The organism is Streptomyces shenzhenensis (assembly GCF_003688995.1).
GTDB classification, from domain to species: Bacteria; Actinomycetota; Actinomycetes; order Streptomycetales; family Streptomycetaceae; genus Streptomyces; species Streptomyces shenzhenensis_A.
Genome location: NZ_PENI01000031.1, coordinates 20185 through 38491, shown reverse-complemented (window position 1 = coordinate 38491; position 18307 = coordinate 20185). Strand labels below are relative to the sequence as shown.

The following is an 18307-nucleotide window of genomic DNA, read 5'->3' as shown; positions in this document are numbered from 1 at the left end:
ACTCGCCACCGCGCCCGGGCACGCAGCGGCTCAACACGTCCTGCATCCAGGCACAATGCCCTTTCCCGCAGAGTGAAAGCTGTTCGCGCATCATGACAAGAGCGCATTGACGGTCCCGGGTGGCTGGCCTACAGTCATCGGCAGTTGACGGACGAGAAGAGATGAGCAGAGGGGGGCAGGCGGGCATGACGGCGGAAGCACGCGAAGGCCAGATCGTCATCTCCCGCAATCACCCGGTCTTCGACCTCCCCGAGATCGTTGCCATAGAGCACGGCCTCTTCGCCGGAGCCGGCCTCGACGTACGCCTCGCGCAGACCGCCCCGGCACAGGAACGTGAGTCCCGCGATCCGATCGCGCGCCGCAAGGAAGCCCTCTTCGAGTCCGAGCGCGCCGACCTGTTCAACCTCTGCGAATGGGGCGGTATCGACCGCCTGGAACGCAACCAGCGTGGCGGCTACATCGGTTACCTGCGCCCGGCAGTCGTCGCCCAGGGCCTGGTCAGCTTCGATCCGACACTCAATGAACCGCATGACGTGAGCGGTGTACCCGTCGGCGTCAACGAGTTCACCGGCTCGCACTACACCGCTCTCCATCTCCTGGAAGGCACCGTCCCCCGTGACCGGATCGTCCTGGAGCATGTGGGACCGCCGTTCGCACGCCTGGACGCGGTGGCCGCCGGAAGCATCCGAGCCGTCATGCTCATGGAGCCCTACCTCAGCCTCGCGCTGGAGCGCGGAGCCCACCTGTTGGGGTGCTACTTCTACCGCGGCGCACAAGTAGTCGCGCCGCATCTGCCGGCCGAGCGACTCGATGTCTACGTATCCGTGGTCAACGACGCCGTCGACATCATCAACGCCGACCGGACCGCCTGGGCCGCCCATATCGTGAGCGAGGTCGAAGGCAGTCTCGCTCCGGAACGGCTCCGCTCCGAATACCACCGTTTTACGCACGCCACACCCTTCACGCGCGAGCGCTTCACCGAGAGCTACGCGTGGATGAACTCCTGGCAACTGACCGACGGGCGCAGCGGCTACGACACGCTGCTCGCCCTGCGGTAGGCGAGGAGACACCACCATGAGCGAAGAGCAGCGGCACCGAGTGTGCCTCACCCGCCGCTACCACCTCGACCTGTGTCTCCTCGCCGGCTTCCTCTGTCCCGGCGCACTGTGTGACGGCCCCACTTCGCGCTGAGGCCGACCCGGCTTCGTCCCGCCAGACGGGCTGACCGCTCCTCGCGTGCCTTGCACCTGTCGGCGTTCACCGACCCGTTGCCGCCGACACGGCTCACCCATGCCCGTACCGGCCCGGGTCGCCGCGACAACCTCACGGCCCTCCGCGCCACTTGCCCCTGCTTGGCCTGTCGTGCTCCCCGCTGCTCCTAGGAGCTTGTCGTGCCCACCCCACCCCTTGTTTTCCGCTGTCAGGCAACTCATGAGCCCCACGATCCAGCCAACCCGAACCACTACAAAAGCACCACCGCCCGGGAGAACGCGTCATGACCAACCAACCCTTCTTCCGCTCCTCTCTCCGGCCCACAGCACCCGCCTCCGGTGCCCTCGGGCGCCGGGCGTTGCTGCGGTCCGGCAGCGGACTGCTGGCCGCGGCTGGACTCGCGCCACTGCTCGCGGCCTGCGGGGACTCCGGCAGCAGCGGCAACGGCGACGGACACTCGGCCCGGGTGGAGGACACCCAGGCGGGTACCGCGGGCGCGGTGATCAGGCCGATCAGTGAGCAGCGTCATCTGGCGGGCGATCTGAGTCTCACCTACATTGCGGGGACCGGGCCGGGCGACGTGCAGAACAAGCTCCTCTCCGGAGCCCTCGACGTGGCCAGCATGGGGCCCATCGGAGCCGCGGTCTCCCTGGCCGCCGGAGCCGACGTCCTGATCTTCTCCGCCAGTCTCGTCAACCACGTACGCTGGTTGGTGCCGGAGAACAGCCCCTACCGCAGCGTCAAGGACCTGAGGGGCAAGAAGGTGGCTACGCCGCCGAAGAACAGCGACGCCTACCGCTCAGCCCAACTCGCCTCGGCAGTCAACGACGTTGACTTCGAGAAGGACTACCAGGTCCATCCCGGTGCCGTACTGGCCGGGCTCTCCCTCTTCGAGCGCGGTGACGTGGACGCCATCCTCACCATCGAGCCCAACGCCACCCGGCTGGTCGCCAAGGGCGCGCGGCAGCTCGCCACAGTCACCGAACTGTGGCAACAGGGCACCGGCAGCAACACGGAACTCATCCTCAACGGGCAGGGAGCCAAGCGCAGTTGGGTCGACAAGAACCGGCGTACGGCGGCGGCCCTCGCCGAGCTGCGGCTCAAGGCCCACGCATACATCCACGACCGCCCCAAGATCCTCGCCGACCTGCACGAGTCCTACGGCATCCCCGCGTCGGAGAAGAGAGCCATCGCCTTGCTGCCTGAACGCCTGGCCGGGATCTATCCCCTGGAATGGGGCCGTGCGTCTTTCACCAGCATGAGCGACCAGCTCAAGGTCGCCGCCAGGACGGGACTGATCAAAGGCGTGCCCGACAAGACCGTCTACCGGGATCTGGGGTAGGAAGCCATGGCCCGACCCACCACGGCGACCGCCGGCATCCAACCGGCCGCCCACTCCTCGTCCAGCACCGGCTCCGCACCGACCGCACCGGCCGTCTCCGGTCGCGTCCCGGCCTCCCGCAAGCAGCCGTCCCACCGCGGCAGGTTCCTCGGCCGCACGGTGCTGCCGGTCGCGGCGTTCTTCGCCGTCCTCGTCGGCGGCTGGCAGCTCGTCGCCGTCCGCAGTGACAGCGTGCTGATACCGGATGTGCCGACCATCTGGTCGTCCCTGGCTGACACCGTTACCCAGCCCCTGTTCTACAGCTCCCTCGGCGCCACCCTGTTGCGCGTCGGCCTCGGCTTCGCTCTGGCCTTCGTCACCGCGGTCGTCATCGGCATCGTGATGGGACGCGTGGAGTTCGTACGCCGTTTCTTCGAACCAGCGGTGCTCATCGGCCTGACCGTGCCCGGTCTGGTGTGGGCACTCCTGTGCGTCATCTGGTTCGGTGTCTCCCTCACCAACCCGGTGGTGGCTGTCGCCCTGTCCGCGGCGCCCGCCCTGACCCTCAGCATCTACCAGGGCACCCGCGCCATGGACTCCGAACTGCGCGAGATGGCCTACGTCTACCGATTCTCGCTCGCCACCCAACTGCGCTATCTGTGGCTGCCGTCGCTGCTGCCCGCGCTGCTCTCCGGGGCCCGCCTCGGCCTCTCGCTGTCCTGGAAGGTGATCGTTCTGGTCGAGATGTTCGGCATGTCCAGCGGAGTCGGCTACGAACTCAACAACCAGTTCGCCGCGCAGAACGTCGCCGGTGTCCTCAGCTGGACCCTGCTTTTCGCGGTCGTCATGGCCGTCTTGGAGTACGGCGTCCTCCAGGGATTGGAACGACGTCTCGGACGATGGCGAAAGGTGGCCACCGTATGAGCGGCACGGACACCGCCACGTCATCGTCGGCTGGGCGCATCCAGCGACGGCCGTACGTCGTGCTCGACGGTGTGAGCAAAGAGTTCACGAGCGCCCGCACCGGCGTGCGCGAGACCGTGTTCGACGACTTCTCCCTCACCGTGCACCACGGGGAACTCGTCGCCGTCGTCGGCGCCTCCGGCACCGGCAAGACCACCCTGCTGCACCTCGTGGCGGGGCTCGAACGCCCCGACTCCGGCCGGATCACGCTCAACGACGACACACTCGCCGCCGGATCCCCGACGCCCGGAGCCGGCAACAGCACGGACATGGCACGCCACCGGCTCGGCGTGGTCTTCCAGCAGCCGCGGCTGCTGGACTGGGTTTCGGTGCGCCGTAACCTCGAACTGGCACTGACCAGTTCGGGACTCGACCCGGCTGGTGCCGATCGGGCGCTCGCCGATGTGGGCCTCGCCGAATATGCCCACCACTATCCCTCAGTGCTCTCCGGCGGACAGCGCCAGCGCGCCGCCGTGGCCCGTGCCTTCGCGGTACAGCCCGAACTGGTCCTGCTGGACGAACCGTTCAGCGCCCTGGACCAGTTGACGGCACGCCGGCTGCGCCTGCTGCTCCAGGAACTGTGGACAGCACGACCCCGCACGGGGCTGCTCGTCACCCACAACCCCCTGGAAGCGGCCTTCCTCGCCGACCGAGTGATCGTCCTCGATGGCCGCCCCGCGCGGGTGAGTGCCGAGTTCACGCTCGACCTGTCACGGCCTCGCACGCCGGAAGATCCGCGGCTCTTCACCTATCAGAACGAGATCCTCGCCGCTCTGGGCTGACCCCTGCTCAGAGCGCCCGACGAAACAGCACCACAACCGAAAGGAACCCGCCTCCGATGGCACCCCAGAAGAAAGTCACCATGGAGACCCTCTCGCTGGTCTTCTCCCTGCCCCAGCTTGTCGCCAAGGACGAGGGCTATTACGAGGAAGAGGGCCTGGAGGTCGACTTCGTGCCCAAGGGCTATGACGCCAACGTCTCCTACCTCGACGACCACGAACTGGTCAGCTCGTTCGGCACCGTACGCTCCAACTTCGAGAGCGGCGACGCCTCCCTGTACCGGGCGTGCGAATGGGGACAGATCCGCCGCTCCCACGACACCGAGGTCGGCGGCCGGGTCGTCGGCAAGCGGGCCGCAGTCGGCAGCCAGGCGATCCTGGTGCCGCCCGGCTCCTCGGCCGTCCACCCGCAGGACCTGGCCGGCCAACCGGTCGCCGTGAACTTCCACCACGGCTCGCACTACCTCGCGCTCCAGGCCCTGGAGGGCTTCCTGCCCCGCGAGGAGATCAAGGTCGTGCACATCGGCGGGCCGCAGCAGCGCTTCGAAGCGCTGCGTGACGGCGTCGTCCCGGCCGCCGCACTGATGGAGCCGTGGATCACCGTAGCTCAGAAGCAGGGCTACCAGATCCTCACCGAGGCGTTCTACGTCGGCTCGGAGATCGCTTCGCCGGAGATCGACGCGGACACCTACGAGGCGCTCAACCGTGCGGTCGTCAAGGCTGTCCGCAAGCTTCAGGAGGACCCCTACCCCTACCTGCACCACCTCATCGGAGAGGTGCCCGCGGAGATCGACGCCGACGTCAAGCCGGCGGACTTCCCGCGCTGGCGGCTGCGGTTCGTCGACCCGGCTCCGTACCCGTTGGGCCAGTTCCAGCGCACCTTCGACTGGATGCGCAGCTGGAACCTGATCAGCGAGGACGGCTCTACGTACAACTCCCTGGTCGACAACCTGCTGCCGGCCTGACCCGGGGCGGACCGGCGCCGGCCGAGGCACCTGCCCGCGGTTGTCGGCCTCCCTCACCCGGAACACCGTGGGGTGTACGGCGCCGTTACCGCCGTACACCCCACGGGCACCGGCATCTTCTCACCGCTGCGACGTTCCTCGACCTGGGAGACCTGCTGTGCGCGACCCGCGCCGCGACCGCACGCCCGGCCACCGAGTGTGGCCCCTGTACGTCGGGGGGTTCCTGGGTCCGTACGGCAGCACGATGGTGACGCCCATCGTGCACGAGGTGGCCGCCGGTCTGCACAGCACCCCGCAGACCGCGGCTGCCGCCGTCACCGCCTACATGCTGCCCTTCGCCGCCCTGATGCTCGTCAGCGGCACCCTGGCGGAACGCTGGGGACGCCGGCGGGTGTTGCGGGTGGCGGTGGCGGCGTTCGTGGTGGCGACAGCCTTGTGCGCCCTGGCGCCGACCATGGAGTTTTTTCTTACGGCGCGCGCTTTCCAGGGAGCCACCAACGCCTTCACCACGCCGCTGCTGGTGGCGGCGATCTCCGATCTGGTCGACGGCGTACGCCTGGCGAAGGCCCTGAGCTGGTTCGCCGCCGCACAGGCCGCGGGGCAGGGAATGAGCCCGCTGTTCAGCGGTGCCGGCGCGGCCCTTGACTGGCGGCTGGCCTTCCTCGTGCCGGGCCTGTGCGGTCTGCTACTGGTGTGCTTCCCACCGTCCCGCTCGGCCACCCGCCGTACCACGACCGACCGCGCTTCCTGGCATTCGCTCGCCAACAGACAGCTCGCGCTGGCCTGTTCCATCTCCTTCCTCGCCTACCTCGCAGCCGTCGGCCTTACCGTCCTGGCCGTACTACGCCTCCACGACCGATTTGGTCTCGGACCGGTCGGGATCGGCCTGGCCAGCTCGGCTTTCGGGATCGCCGGAGTGGCCGCGGCGCCGTTGGTCGGCCGGTTCCTCTCCACACGGGGACCGCAGCGCACCGGCATCCTCTCCGACACGGCCATGGCCCTGGGGCTGCTGTGCGCCGCGCTCGGCACGGCCCTGCCCCTCGTCATCGCGGGCATCGTCCTTGTCGGTGCCGCCGTCACCGGTCTGCGTTCCACGATCAACGCGCTGGCCGTCACCAGCACGTCCGGCAACCGGGGCGGTGCGGCCTCCCTGGCCATGTCCGCCCAGTTCTTCGGTGGCGCGGCAGCGGCCACCGTTTGGCTCCCCGCCTACCACGCCTTCGGCGATCGCGGCTTCGCTCTCATCGCCGTCGTCCCATTGCTGTCAGCCGCGGCCCTGAAGATGACCGGCACAAGGCCCGACCGGCCGACACCAACACCCGCCCACACCGAGGCCACCCGCCCCTGACGGGGCGTACCCGCTGCCGTGCGGGCGCCGTTGCGCGGCCAGAGCACACGGCACACTCACCTGCCTCACCCCCGTCCGTACGCATCGAAGCTGCGCCATATGGACCCCGAGATACAGGAACGGATTGCCGCGCGTCCTGCGGAGTTGGACGGACTCGAAGAACAGCTGGTCAAGCAGCTGGCGGAGGTGCGGGCCGAGCGAGTGTGGCAGCGGATGAGTGACCAGCTCGCCAACGAGAGGGCCCAGGCCGGATCGCCGGTGGTCAGGTGGCGGGTCGGTCAGTGAGGGTGTTCCCAGAGCGTGGGCCGGGATTTTTGGAGTCCGCGTTGCCGGCGGAGTGTCAGCGCATCCTGGCTGCCGTGCGGGCGGCCGGCAGTCCGGCCGCTACCCGGCAGATCGGCGAGGCGCTGGGCGTGGACACCAGGGTGCGGGGCAAGCTGGAGCCGCTGCGCGGGAAGCTGGCCGACCACGGCCGGCTGCACAAACGGCCCGACGGGAAGTTCACCGTCCGCCCGTGACCGGCCCGCACGGACGGCAGGGCGTAACCAAGGTGCCCCGGCGACTTTCGCGACCATCGTGCTGGCCGTGCTGGCCGTGCTGCGGCACGATCAGCGCCTGGCCGACATGGCTGGCGGCAACCACGTCTCCGCCACCCCCATCCGGCGCTGGCGCGACGAGCTCAACACCTTGCTGGCCGCCAAGGCCCCACGGCTGGACCGCGCCCTGAAGAAGATCGCCCGGCGGGGCGGCGAGGTCGTCCTGATCGACGGCACCCTCATCCCCACCCAGCGCCGCACCAAAACGGCGAACCGGCCGAACTGCTCCGGCAAACACCACCGCCACGGCCTGCACGTCCTCGCCCTGACCGACGAACGGGGCCGGATGATCTGGATCTCCGCGGCCCGGCCGGTCGCGCTCACGACATCACCGCCGCCCGCCGTGACCGCGTCCTGTCCCACCTACGCACCGCCGGCCTCGGCGCCCTGGCCGATCTCGGCTTCCTCGGCCTGGACCACGACCCGGATGACCCCATGGTCGTCACCGGCTTCAAGGCCACCCGCGCCCCGGTCGAGCACGGCTTCGCCCGTCTCAAGAACTGACGGATCCTCACCAAGATCCGCACCGCTCCCGCCCTACACCCGAGACATCCGCCCAACACCAGCATGACCACCCCGAACGATCCTCACGCCACCACCCTGACCAGCTACTTCAAGTGGGCGCAGCTTCACTGAAGCTCGCAGCCACGGAGCGTCACGGAGTACACGTAGGTTTCCGAAGCTCGATCGCCGGTTACCGGAAGGTCATAGTCGGCGCGGTACGGCTCCGTCCTGCCAGCGGTAGAGGTCGCGCAGCAGCGAAATCTCGGCGCCGTGATGGATCAGCTCCCTGTTGACGTGCAGGACCCTGTTCTCCATGGGAAACCGCTCGGGACCCACTGTGGGCGGATTGTCCAGGTCAGCGTCCGAGAGCTCGCGGACCCCCGCGTTCCATCTCCCATACATCTCATCGAGCTGTTTCAGCGCCTCGTCAGCGGTCCCCGCGTAGGCGAATGTCTGGGAGTCGACGCCCTGGCCGCCGAAGTACCATCCGACCCGATAGCCCAGGCACGAGACGATGATGTGCGCCAGCCGCCAGGCAATCGTGGTCACCGGCGCCGGCACCGGGGCAGGGGACGCGGAGTCCATCGTCCACTCCCCCGAGCCTGCCGACATCGGTGCGGCCGACGTGCCACGTGGGCGGATGCTCCAGCAGCCCCGCACCGGCTCCCAGAAGTACTCCTCGTCGGTAAGACCGTCCAACCGTGGCCGCAGGTTCTTGCGCCAGTACCAGTCCAACTGCTCCGCGAGCCGCTCGCTTCTTGTCATTGCCGCACACTACATACAACGGAGACCTGGCTACGGCCCTCGCGGACGCCGTCGCCGGCCGTGGGCCGTCAGATTCAGTCAATGGCCTGGGGCGCATGACCAACGCCCGGACGATCGCGACCCGTTGCTGCTGGCCGCCGGACAACTGCCGTGGGCAGGCGTCCTCGTAGTCAGCCGGCCCCACCTCGTCGAACGGACCGTGGGCCTGCATGGCAGCCTCCACAACCCGGCGTACCCCACGCCCCGTGACCGGGGCCTCGCCGATGTTCTGCGACACGGCCAGGTGCGGGAAGGGGTGAAGTGCGGGAACACCACCCCGATCTCGACCCGCTGCGCGCGGATCCGCCGGGCGGGCAGCTCCTTCAGCCGCACGCGTCCGTACCGTCCGCCTCGCGGGCCACGCGGTCGTAGCCGACGAGGACGCCGTCGACTTCGACCGTGCCCGCATCCCATGCCTCCAGAAGGCTGATGCGGCGCAGCAGGGTGCTCTTGCCCGAGCCGGAGGGCCCGCTGACGCAGCGCATCTGGCCGGCCGGTAACTCCAGGCGGACGCCTTTCACTGCGGGCGTGCCGTGGTAGGTGATGCGCACCATGGGCCACGGCGGCGGGCAGCCGCCAGATCCGACAAGGCCGGCGGGGTTGACCCGCAGCACCCTGAACCAACCGGCACGACACACCGGCAACTCGGCACTCTGATCGACGCCTTGCCCCCCGGGCCGCAAGCGCACCGCGAGCGAGCCCGCCACGCGGACCGCGGCGGACCGCGCCGCGTTGCCCGCGGCACAGGACGAAAACCCGAACCAGCCTCCACCGACCACATCCTGGACAGCATCCTCGACCCGCGAAAACACACGCCGCCTCCATCCCCACCGCGACGCGGACATCCCGCCACCTGCCAGACATCGCACGGCCGGCCGCGGCACGGACCAGTAGGCCGCGCAGCAGATCGATGCGCAGGTGTGCCGATGAAGGCGGCAACGAAGACGCTCCAGGCCCGGATGGAAACCGGTGGTTGCAGGGATATTGACGTGTGTCCTGGGACACACCTACGCTCCCCGGGACGTCCAGGATTGAATCGTTTCAATACGCAAGGGAGCAAGCAGTGGCAATACCTTGGAGACCGCGCGCACCCCGACATCGCACCGGTACATCCGTCAGGCAACGCGTCTCCGTCAGCCTCTGTCTGACCATGGTGGCGGCCGTCACCACGGTCTCGGCGGGGGTGGCGGCGCCCGGAGCAGAAGCGTCCGCCACCGCCAAGAGCCCGGATCCCTTCGTGCGGGACTTCACCGGTGCACGGCAGGCGTCGGGAGCGATGTTCCGCTGGTGGTGGCCGTCATCGGTCGACGCCGCCACCGCCGTCGGACAGCTGCGCCAGGTCGCCGCCGCCGGCTACAAGGGTGTCGAGATCGCCATGGTGATGGACGGCGCCGACTACGTCGTGGACCCGGACGCGCACAGTTACGGTGACGCCGGCTGGCGGCGCGCGGTCAAGGCCGTCCTCGCCGAGGGCCGGCGGTTGAACGTACAGGTGGACCTGACGCTGGGCAGCCGATGGCCGACCGCGATTCCCGGGCTTGACGTCACCAGCGACGCCGCGAGCCAGGAACTCGTCACCGGCAGCGCCACCGTGGCGGCCGGCGCGTCCTACCGCGCGGCCGTGCCGCAGCCGCCCGCCAGGACCTACCCCGACCGGACGTCGAAGAACGGCGTCGTCACCTCCACGACCACGACGTCCCCGCCCACCTACGTCACCGCCACGGCGACCCGGTGTGTCGAGGCCTGCGCCGAGGCCACGCCGCAACTCGACCTGACCACCGTCACCGACATCAGCCGCCAGGTGAAGGACGGCACGGTGTCCTGGAAGGCACCGGCATCGGGCACCTGGATGGTGACCGGGTACTGGCACCGTGGCACCGCGCAGCGCAACGACGCACCGTACGGCAACACGACGTCGCCGTTGTCCGACCCGGAGTCCCGCGTCGTCAACCACTTCTCGAAAGCCGGCGCCGACCGGTTCACCAGCTGGTTCGGCGGCCTGCTCGACACAGAAACCCGGCGCCTCCTCAAGGCGAACGGCGGCTCGCTCTTCGAGGACTCGCTGGAGCTGAAGGGCGCCCACATGTGGTCCGCCGACTTCCTCGACGCATTCGAGCGGACGAACGGGTACTCCGTCGTCCCGTACCTGCCGGTCCTGGCGCAGGTCGAGTCCACCGAGATGTTCGGCGAGCCCGCCGCGGTCTACGCCTTCGCCGACGGCCAGTCGCAGATCGCCGAACGGGTGCGCTGGGACGTCGAGCAGACCCTCAACGACCTGTACCTGGAAAACCACGTCCGGCCCATCCGCGCGTGGGCGCACAAGCTGGGTCTCACGTTCCGCGCGCAGCCCTACGGCGAGCCGATCGACCTCGGCGGCGCGGCTGACGAGATCGACATCACCGAATGCGAGTCCCTGGGCTGCACCGAACCCCAGTTCCGCACCGTGGCCACCGGCGTGGCACTGGCCGGCAAGCGGATCGTCAGCAGCGAGATGCTGCCCGGCGGCTTCGGCAATCTCTACGGCCTGACCCAAGCCCAGATCGTGGCGCAGGCCAACAAGGAATACGCCATGGGTGCCAACCAGATGGTGTTCCACGGCCTGCCCTACCCGGTGATGCCGCCGAGCGCCGACGGCACCGTGCGGGACTCTTCGGCGTACTGGCCCGGCTTCCACGCCTTCGGGGCCAGGATCGGCGAGGCGTTCGGGCCCCGTCAGCCCTCCTGGACGATGGAGACAGACGTCGCGGACTACTACGCGCGGATGCAGCAGACGCTGCAGACCGGGCGGGCCGGATACGACGTCGCCGTGCTCAACCAGGTCATCAGCGGTGGAAAGGCCACACACGACGGCTCGTTCCTCGCCGACGCCGGCTACACCTATGGGTATGTGACACCCGGCTCCCTGGCCGGACAGCCGGTCGCCGACGGTGTCCTGGCGCCCGGAGGCGGGGATTTCAAAGCCCTGGTCGTCGACAGCTCACCCACCGACGTGGAGACCGCCCGGGAAGTCGCCCGGGTCGCCGAGGCCGGCCTGCCGGTGATCATCGTGGGCGACGGTCCGCGGCGGGCGCTCGGCTACGCACGCGATGCCGCGGAGGCGGCCGGTCAGGACCGGGCCGTCCGTACGGCGTTCGCGCGGATCGCCGGCCGTTCCAACGTGACGATGGTGGCCGATGACGCCGGTGCGGTGGCCGAGCTCGCCCGGTGGGACCTGCATCCGGACGCCGACATCGCCGACCGAGGGGTGAAGGCGATCGTCCGCAAGGACGCCGACACCCGCTACTACGTGCTCGTGAACCGGACCGACAAGGCCGTCACCACCAGCGTCGCCCTCAGCGGTGCGGAGGGTACGGTGCCGTACGCGCTGGACCCGTGGACCGGGAAGATCGTCACCGTCGGTTCCTACGACACCTCCGGCTCCCGCACGTCCCTGGCGGTGTCGCTGCCGGCGGGCGCCGCGAAGATCATCGCGTTGGCCGGCCGCACCTTCACGGGCACCGAGGCGCCGGCCGTGCACGTGGTGAGCACCACGGCCACCGACGCCCGCCGGACCAAGAACGGTGTGACGGTCACCGCCGCGGCCAACGGCCGGTACACGACCGAGCTGAGCGACGGTCGAACCGTCACGACCGACATCACGGGCGTTCCGGCCGGGCAGCCCCTCGGAGACTGGACACTGACACTCGACGAGTGGCTGCCGGGCCGCGAGGGCGACGCGTCGTCGCAGACCCGCCATCGCACGCACACCTTCCCTGATGTCGCGCTGAAGTCCTGGACCGAGATCCCCGGCATCCGTGACGCCGTCGGCGTGGGCACCTACACCACGGTGTTCCAGGTGCCTGCGGGCCTGCGGGACGGCGGCGCCCTGCTGGATCTCGGCGCCGTGTCGGGCGCCTACCGCGTGTGGGTCAACGGCCGACGGGTCCCGGCGGCCGAACAGCTCGGCACCGTCCTCGACCTGGGCGAACTGGTCAGGCCAGGCCGGAACACGCTGCGTGTCGAGGTCGCCAGCACCTTGCTCAACCGCTTGCGCGTACACCGCCCCGCCGAGTTCGGATCCCGCAAGCCCACCGTGAACGGCCTCCTCGGCCCCGTCACCCTGACCCCGTACCGAGTACAGACCACCAGGTAGCCGCGAACCCCGAGCGGAACCGCCCCGAGCCCGTCGGAGACCCCGATCAGCGCCCGCCGGCGGAAGACCCCTGTTGCCCGGCAGCGGTCGCTCACACGCGAAGCACCGGGGCGGCCCCCTCCATGGGCGGTCGCCTCGGTGCTTCGTACCGCTGATACACAACCAGCGGAACCTCCCGCGCTCGGCCCACCGCGGTCGGTGACAACGTGCACGACGGCGTACTCAGGGCCGGCAGGCCGCCTCCACCGGCATCACCTTCAAAGCCCGGACGGTGCGGGGGCATATCAGCCCAGTCACCACAAGAAAGCGCCGATGCGCCGCCCGGCCTGCCCTTCCCCAGCCGGGCGCCTCACTCCCATCGTCGGCGACACCGTCGCAAGCGAGTGGATCCCGCAGCGTAACGTTCACGACGGCCGGTAGCCGCGGCACCGATCCGGCGCCGGTCCGTTGCCGGGGTGACGTTGGTGAATTCACACGCAGAAGGACCGGTCGTCGGCGGAAGTGCACAAGCGGCAAATCTTGCCGCGCTTCAGATGAGGTTTGGGTGAGTGTAGTGGGCTGCTTGCCGGCCCGCGTTCTCTTTCCCGAACCGCCCCTCGATCGTGCACAGCCGCCGCAGCGGTGACGCAATCACCCGCAGCATCATGGCCTTGGCCAGGTCAGGCTTAATGACGAAGGCCCACTCGTCAGGGATGTGGGCGGGGCGGTAGCGATCGCGGTCCTGAAAGCCCACCAGATGACCTCACTCTGGCTGCTCTTTACCTCATCTGAGCGCATGTCAGGACAACAGCAAGGCCGTCACCGGAAACGGCGACGGCCCCCTGGTGGGCAGGGAGCCGTCTGCGGATGACCGAACATCCCCATCGAAGGAGGATCGGGTCTTCGCATCACTCTCTATGCGGGCGTCGGTACGCTCCGGCAGGTCCTCCAACTAGCTTGACGTGATGCGGAAGTCTGCTGTGGAGCCGGTGCCGACGATGTGGAGTTTACCGGTACGGCTCTTTCGGCCGCTACCGGTCAGGTAGTGCCAGGTCGCCCACGGCTGCCCGTTGTGGGCGAAGTAGACACTCATGGCGCCGGGGCCGCGCTTGTTGCCTGGCAGGGCGCGCATGCGCATGTCGGATGGAAGGTGCGGTCCGGGGCCGGAGTAGGAGAACCAGGCTCGCCTCGGCCCCGGCATGGGTCCGCACGTGGCGGTGTCGATCTTCTTGCCGCAGAAGGCGATCCCGGTCGCATAGTTGTTGGTCTGCCAGCGGTTGCCAGAGTAGAACAGATACCAGTTACCGCGGAGAAAAACCGCGCTCGGGTTCTCGATGACGCTTTTGTTTCTGCCGACCTGGTAGCGCGGCCAGGCGAGGTTGTCGCTGCGCAGCATGACGTGAGGTGTGGAGTTGCGCTGGACGGTGCCGTCGTTGCGGAATCTCAGCATCATGACGGACAGCGCCGACTCTCCTGGGTGGGCGCGTTGTCCGTCCCGCCACGTCATCCAGACGGCACCATTCGGGCCCCTGGTCACGTCCGGGTCGATCGCCCAGTCGTTGTTCGTGGGACACGCCAGCGGCGTCGGCTGCGCCCGGAACCCCGCGAACGGGCTGGTCGATGACGCCACCCCGATGCAGCGCTGCGAAGTGCCCTTGCGTAGCCCGGCATAGAACAGGTAATACCTCCCGACACCGTTCTTTACATGGTGAAAGGCTCCCGGAGCCCAGATTCCCTTGCTGTTGTCGACCCAGGCTCCACCGCCACCCCGCAACGCATCGCCGGCGATGACCGGCGATGTTCCCACTGAACCGCCCGATCCGTGAACGGCATACGGTATGTACTTGCCGCCCGAACTGGTGCCGTAAGTGATGTACCGGCCGGATCCGTTCTGCAAAGCGATGGTGTCCGGGTCCGGGAAAGGGAAGTCCTTCGACTCATCCGCGGGATCAACAGCAGAAGCTGCCGATGGCAAGAAGGAAGGAGGCTGCGCCGCTGCGGTTCCGATACCCGCGATTGCGGCCAGACCGAGCGCCAGCGCCGTGACCTTGACGAGACGACACTTCACGCGCCCGCCACTATCCGGTAAGTCTGACATTAAGTCTCCTTTTGCTGATAACACGCCTGATGGAACCCGTGGGGTGTGCTATGACTGCACCAGAGACAGAGCCTGCCATAACGGCATTAAAGCCGCATGCCGCGTATCCATCTGGCATATCCCGCTGACGGGCCCGCCATCGGATTGCCGCCGCGGGCTGGGACGTGAGTTCGCCCGCAGATTCGCGGTAGTGGTCCCGCATTCCTCGGAAGAGTGGGTACCGGGGACGTCGCACGATTCAATACCCCATATCTGAGCTGCTCCGCCGGTGCGCCCAGCGGCAGGGAGTCCCCCAGCTGACACCGCGAGGTCGGCGCTGAAGCTGCCTCCGAGACTTGTCACGGCTTCAGGCTGCTCAGGGTCAGCGATATCCCAGACGCGCACGGTACGTCCGGCCCAAGAAGAACGTTCAGGAGGCAGACGGCGTTGGCTGCCCTCCCTCACACCTCACACCCGCCGTCGGCGACATCGTGCGAGAGGCGGCGGAAGGACCGGGCACACGGTCATCACTGCGGTGCGGCGGCGCTGACCGACGTCAGGTCTTCGGCCAGCGCGGCCGGGTGCCGTGGTCGTCACCCGTGGCTACTGCTGGCGCAGGGGGATCGTCTCCAGCAGCTCTCAGGTAATGGCCTGGGCCTTCCCCCCATCCGTACCCCTGGCCACCGCTCTGGTCCTCGGCACGGCCCACGACCTTCTGCACGGAGGCACCCTCACTGCGGCCAACGCCTCTGAGGGCGGCGCGGTGTTCGTCCTCCGCCTGCCCTTGTGTCGGCCTGTGGGACGCCGGTCCCCGTACACGCGGACGGGATGGCAGTGGCTGCCAGGGGGCGGTTCCCGCGCATCGGTCAGGTGCGCGGGGTGGTTGAGGCGCTGATCTCGTATGCCTTGCGGTAGAGAGTGGTGAAGCGGGCGCGGCTGCCGAATCCCCAGCGCATCGCGATCCAGGTGACAGTTGTGTCCCCGGGGCGCGCGGCTTTGAGGTCGTGGTGGGCGTGGGACAGAAGGACACGCCGCAGATGGGTCATGGGGGTGGTATCGAGGTGACGGCGGAAGGCGTACTGGAGACTGAGCGGCGTCAGGCCAGCGAGGGAGACGATGTTGGCCAGGGTGATGTCCCGGGGGGCGTTGTCCTCGATGTGGGCGACAGCCCGGCGCACGGTGTCCGGTGCGGTGGCGGTCCGAACGCCGCTCCCTCGGACGGCGGGAACGAGACGGGTGTCAGGGAACGTTCGACGAAATCGACCGTCGGGGCGTGCGCTGTCACCGGCATCAAGGGCACGCGGCCCAGCGACCACAGAGGCTGCTACTCTAGGCGGCGTAGCGACGACTGGGTCTGCTGCGGAGATCGAAGGAGGTGAGTTGATGACTGTCGTGGAGACCACTGCTGTGTGCAGTGCCCGGATCATCCTCACTTCCCGGGCCTCATCCTGACCCGCGTCTGCCTTTCTCTCCCCTAGCGGGAGTTCCTGGTCGCACGTGCCGTCCGGAGAGGCCCCTTCCCAAGGGTCTCCGCGTTGTCTCATCAACCTGCTTCTCAACAAACTCCCTTCTTCTCTTCTGCGCGCGTCCTGACTCCGGCCGACTACGGCTGGGACGAGGAACGCGACCACTCCTTCACCCGCTTCCGCGCCGACGGGCTGGTTCCCGGCCGGGTCGTGCGGGCCGAGCGCGGTCTGTGTGAAGTCGTCGCCGAGGCCGGACCGGTCCGGGCGGCGGTTCTTCCCCCGCCGGACGCCGAGGAACGGCTGACCCCGTGCACCGGTGACTGGGTGGCGCTGCGGCCGGCCACCACGGCCGCCTCCGCCACCGTCGTGGAGGTCCTGGAGCGACGGACCGCCGTGGTCCGCTCCACCGCCTCGCGCACCTCCCACGGCCAGGTCCTGGCCGCGAACGTCGACACCGTGGCGGTGGCCGTCTCCCTCGCCGATCCGGTCAGCCACGGGCGGATCGAGCGGATGCTCGCCCTGGCCTGGGAGAGCGGCGCCACCCCGGTGGTGGTGCTCACCAAGGCCGACCGGTGCGCGGACACCCAGCGGGCGGCGGCCGAGGTGTCCGAGGTGGCGCCGGGTGTGGAGGTGCTGGTCACCAGCGCCGCCACCGGCGAGGGTATGGACGCCCTGGTCGCCGTACTGTCGGGCACGGTCGTCCTGCTCGGCCCCTCGGGCGCGGGCAAATCCACCCTCGGCAACCGCCTGCTGGGCGAGAACCGCCTGGCCACCGGCGCTGTACGCGAGAGCGACGGCAAGGGCCGCCACACCACCGCCTGGCGGGAGCTGCTGCCGCTGCCCCACGGCGGGGTCCTGCTGGACACGCCCGGCCTGCGCGGCGTGGGCCTGCACGAGGCCGACGAGGGCCTGGACCAGACCTTCGCCGAGATCACCGAGCTGGCCGGGGACTGCCGTTTCGCCGACTGCGCCCACACCACCGAGCCGGGCTGTGCCGTCCTGGCAGCCGTCGAGTCCGGTCACCTCACCCAGCGGCGCCTCGACAGCTACCGCCGGCTGCTGCGCGAGAACGCCTATGCCGCCTCCCGCACCGACGCGCGGCTGCGCGCCGAGCAGGAACGGCCCAAGAAGGACATCGCGCGCCTGCGACGCGCCATCAACCGCTCCCCCCACCGCAAGGCATGACGGAAAGGAATGTGGTCATGGACCTTCCCCGCATCTTCACCATCCGCGAGAGCAGCCACCGCATCCACAACCCGCTGACTCCCGACAAGCTCGCCGCCCTGGGCCAGGCACTCCACCTGGCCCCCGGAACACGGGTGCTCGACCTGGCCAGCGGCTCGGGCGAGATGCTGTGCACCTGGGCACGTGACCTGGGTTTCACGGGCACGGGCGTGGACATCAGCACGGTCTTCACCGCGCAGGCCCGGGCCCGCGCCATCGAGCTCGGCGTCGCCGACCGGGTGGAGTTCGTCCACGGCGATGCCTCCGGTCATGTCGCGGACGAGCCGGTCGATCTCGCCGCCTGCGTCGGCGCCACCTGGATCGGGAACGGCGTCGCCGGAACGGCCGAGCTGCTCAGTCGCAGCCTCCGCCCCGGAGGTCTGATGCTGATCGGCGAGCCCTACTGGCGTCGGACTCCGCCGGATCAGGAGGCCGCGGAGGCCTGTCACGCCACCAGCCTGGCCGACTTCCTGCCGCTGCCCGAGCTGATCGAGCAGTTCGGCGACCTCGGGTACGACGTGGTGGAAATGATGCTGGCCGACCAGGACAGCTGGGACCGGTACTGCGCGGCACAGTGGCTCAACCTCCGCCGCTGGCTCGACCGAAACCCGGACGACGAACTGGCGCCCGAGGTACGGGCCGAGCTCACCACCGAGCCCACACGCTACACGCGCTACATGCGTGAGTATCTCGGCTGGGGAGTCTTCGCCCTGATGAAGCGCTGATCGTCAGATCCGCGCGGGGCCGGGCGGCACGCCGTCCGTCCCCGCGCGGGGACACCCCCTACGGGGTCTCAGCTCCCACACGGTCCGGCTTCTCGGGGTTGCGCCGGAAATAGAGCCAGTGATGCATCCTCCGCCCAGGTGACTCGTCGGTGTTGGGTTCATGTCTGCTGGACGGCGAACCGCTCTGCAGGGTTCGAGATCCACCTCTCCCG

At 68.9% G+C, this 18307-nt stretch carries 17 protein-coding genes and 1 pseudogene; 12 read left to right on the top strand and 6 right to left on the bottom strand.

Features of this window, described 5'->3' with window-relative positions:
* Positions 1-185: 185 nt before the first annotated feature.
* The 9 genes from CTZ28_RS35020 (at position 186) to CTZ28_RS47375 (ending at position 7755) form a co-directional block, all read left to right on the top strand.
* Positions 186-1058, top strand: coding sequence for a substrate-binding domain-containing protein (locus tag CTZ28_RS35020; protein ID WP_121893771.1), 873 nt, complete (start codon positions 186-188; stop codon positions 1056-1058).
* Positions 1059-1495: 437 nt separating this feature from the next.
* Positions 1496-2554: an ABC transporter substrate-binding protein gene (locus CTZ28_RS35015; RefSeq protein ID WP_121893770.1), complete on the top strand. Its 1059-nt coding sequence runs from the start codon at positions 1496-1498 to the stop codon at positions 2552-2554.
* A 6-nt stretch (positions 2555-2560) separates the two neighbouring features.
* Positions 2561-3457 (top strand): ABC transporter permease, encoded by an 897-nt coding sequence (locus CTZ28_RS35010; protein ID WP_259471949.1) that lies wholly within the window; start codon positions 2561-2563, stop codon positions 3455-3457.
* Positions 3454-4278 carry an ABC transporter ATP-binding protein gene (locus CTZ28_RS35005; RefSeq protein WP_121893769.1) on the top strand — a complete coding sequence of 275 codons (825 nt, stop codon included), beginning with the start codon at positions 3454-3456 and terminating at the stop codon, positions 4276-4278. Before CTZ28_RS35010 ends, CTZ28_RS35005 begins: the two co-directional genes overlap by 4 nt.
* A 56-nt stretch (positions 4279-4334) precedes the next feature.
* On the top strand, positions 4335-5240 hold the full coding sequence (locus CTZ28_RS35000) for an ABC transporter substrate-binding protein (RefSeq protein WP_121893768.1): 906 nt from the start codon (positions 4335-4337) through the stop codon (positions 5238-5240).
* A gap of 157 nt (positions 5241-5397) precedes the next feature.
* Entirely contained in the window at positions 5398-6588 is a 1191-nt protein-coding gene (locus CTZ28_RS34995; RefSeq protein ID WP_259471948.1) for an MFS transporter, read from the top strand.
* Between the two features lie 99 nt (positions 6589-6687).
* Positions 6688-6873, top strand: coding sequence for a hypothetical protein (locus tag CTZ28_RS47380; protein ID WP_183154752.1), 186 nt, complete (start codon positions 6688-6690; stop codon positions 6871-6873).
* Between the two features lie 41 nt (positions 6874-6914).
* Positions 6915-7106: a hypothetical protein gene (locus CTZ28_RS34990; protein WP_183154744.1), complete on the top strand. Its 192-nt coding sequence runs from the start codon at positions 6915-6917 to the stop codon at positions 7104-7106.
* A 67-nt stretch (positions 7107-7173) separates the two neighbouring features.
* Entirely contained in the window at positions 7174-7755 is a 582-nt protein-coding gene (locus CTZ28_RS47375; protein WP_183154743.1) for a hypothetical protein, read from the top strand.
* A 134-nt stretch (positions 7756-7889) separates the two neighbouring features.
* Here the strand turns inward: CTZ28_RS47375 and CTZ28_RS34980 are convergent, their stop codons facing one another.
* The 3 genes and pseudogenes from CTZ28_RS34980 to CTZ28_RS48885 all read right to left on the bottom strand — a co-directional run bounded on the left by CTZ28_RS34980 (position 7890) and on the right by CTZ28_RS48885 (position 9304).
* Positions 7890-8453 (bottom strand): DinB family protein, encoded by a 564-nt coding sequence (locus CTZ28_RS34980; RefSeq protein WP_121893767.1) that lies wholly within the window; start codon positions 8451-8453, stop codon positions 7890-7892.
* A gap of 97 nt (positions 8454-8550) precedes the next feature.
* Positions 8551-8901 (bottom strand): annotated as a pseudogene (locus tag CTZ28_RS49750) (ATP-binding cassette domain-containing protein); the annotation flags it as partial.
* The gene (locus tag CTZ28_RS48885; RefSeq protein WP_259471947.1) at positions 8816-9304 is read right to left on the bottom strand and encodes an ATP-binding cassette domain-containing protein; all 489 of its coding nucleotides are present in this window, start codon (positions 9302-9304) and stop codon (positions 8816-8818) included. The gene CTZ28_RS48885 and the pseudogene CTZ28_RS49750, both read right to left, overlap by 86 nt.
* A gap of 338 nt (positions 9305-9642) precedes the next feature.
* Here CTZ28_RS48885 and CTZ28_RS34970 point away from each other — a divergent pair, with 338 nt between their 5' ends.
* Positions 9643-12624: a glycosyl hydrolase gene (locus CTZ28_RS34970; RefSeq protein ID WP_121893765.1), complete on the top strand. Its 2982-nt coding sequence runs from the start codon at positions 9643-9645 to the stop codon at positions 12622-12624.
* Between the two features lie 529 nt (positions 12625-13153).
* Here CTZ28_RS34970 and CTZ28_RS34965 read toward each other — a convergent pair.
* The 3 genes from CTZ28_RS34965 to CTZ28_RS47830 form a co-directional block, all read right to left on the bottom strand.
* Entirely contained in the window at positions 13154-13357 is a 204-nt protein-coding gene (locus CTZ28_RS34965) for a hypothetical protein (protein WP_121893764.1), read from the bottom strand.
* A 198-nt stretch (positions 13358-13555) separates the two neighbouring features.
* Positions 13556-14701, bottom strand: a complete 1146-nt coding sequence (locus CTZ28_RS34960; protein WP_121893763.1) for a family 43 glycosylhydrolase — start codon at positions 14699-14701, stop codon at positions 13556-13558.
* A gap of 845 nt (positions 14702-15546) precedes the next feature.
* Positions 15547-15858 (bottom strand): helix-turn-helix transcriptional regulator, encoded by a 312-nt coding sequence (locus CTZ28_RS47830; protein ID WP_220795492.1) that lies wholly within the window; start codon positions 15856-15858, stop codon positions 15547-15549.
* Between the two features lie 357 nt (positions 15859-16215).
* On the opposite strand from CTZ28_RS47830, the gene rsgA reads away from it, so the two are divergent.
* Together rsgA and CTZ28_RS34945 are read left to right on the top strand one after the other, a co-directional pair.
* Positions 16216-17331 carry a ribosome small subunit-dependent GTPase A gene (rsgA, locus tag CTZ28_RS34950; protein ID WP_259471946.1) on the top strand — a complete coding sequence of 372 codons (1116 nt, stop codon included), beginning with the start codon at positions 16216-16218 and terminating at the stop codon, positions 17329-17331.
* A gap of 17 nt (positions 17332-17348) precedes the next feature.
* Positions 17349-18095, top strand: coding sequence for a class I SAM-dependent methyltransferase (locus CTZ28_RS34945; protein WP_121893761.1), 747 nt, complete (start codon positions 17349-17351; stop codon positions 18093-18095).
* Positions 18096-18307: the final 212 nt, after the last annotated feature.

Bases quoted from the DNA above. Each gene is read 5' to 3' on its own strand.
- CTZ28_RS34945 (WP_121893761.1), top strand. From the start codon at position 17,349: ATGGACCTTCCCCGCATCTTCACCATCCGCGAGAGCAGCCACCGCATC.
- CTZ28_RS35020 (WP_121893771.1), top strand. From the start codon at position 186: ATGACGGCGGAAGCACGCGAAGGCCAGATCGTCATCTCCCGCAATCAC.
- CTZ28_RS35010 (WP_259471949.1), top strand. From the start codon at position 2,561: ATGGCCCGACCCACCACGGCGACCGCCGGCATCCAACCGGCCGCCCAC.
- CTZ28_RS34980 (WP_121893767.1), bottom strand. From the start codon at position 8,453: ATGACAAGAAGCGAGCGGCTCGCGGAGCAGTTGGACTGGTACTGGCGC.
- CTZ28_RS35015 (WP_121893770.1), top strand. From the start codon at position 1,496: ATGACCAACCAACCCTTCTTCCGCTCCTCTCTCCGGCCCACAGCACCC.
- CTZ28_RS35005 (WP_121893769.1), top strand. From the start codon at position 3,454: ATGAGCGGCACGGACACCGCCACGTCATCGTCGGCTGGGCGCATCCAG.
- CTZ28_RS35000 (WP_121893768.1), top strand. From the start codon at position 4,335: ATGGCACCCCAGAAGAAAGTCACCATGGAGACCCTCTCGCTGGTCTTC.
- CTZ28_RS34970 (WP_121893765.1), top strand. From the start codon at position 9,643: ATGGTGGCGGCCGTCACCACGGTCTCGGCGGGGGTGGCGGCGCCCGGA.
- CTZ28_RS34960 (WP_121893763.1), bottom strand. From the start codon at position 14,701: ATGTCAGACTTACCGGATAGTGGCGGGCGCGTGAAGTGTCGTCTCGTC.
- CTZ28_RS47380 (WP_183154752.1), top strand. From the start codon at position 6,688: ATGGACCCCGAGATACAGGAACGGATTGCCGCGCGTCCTGCGGAGTTG.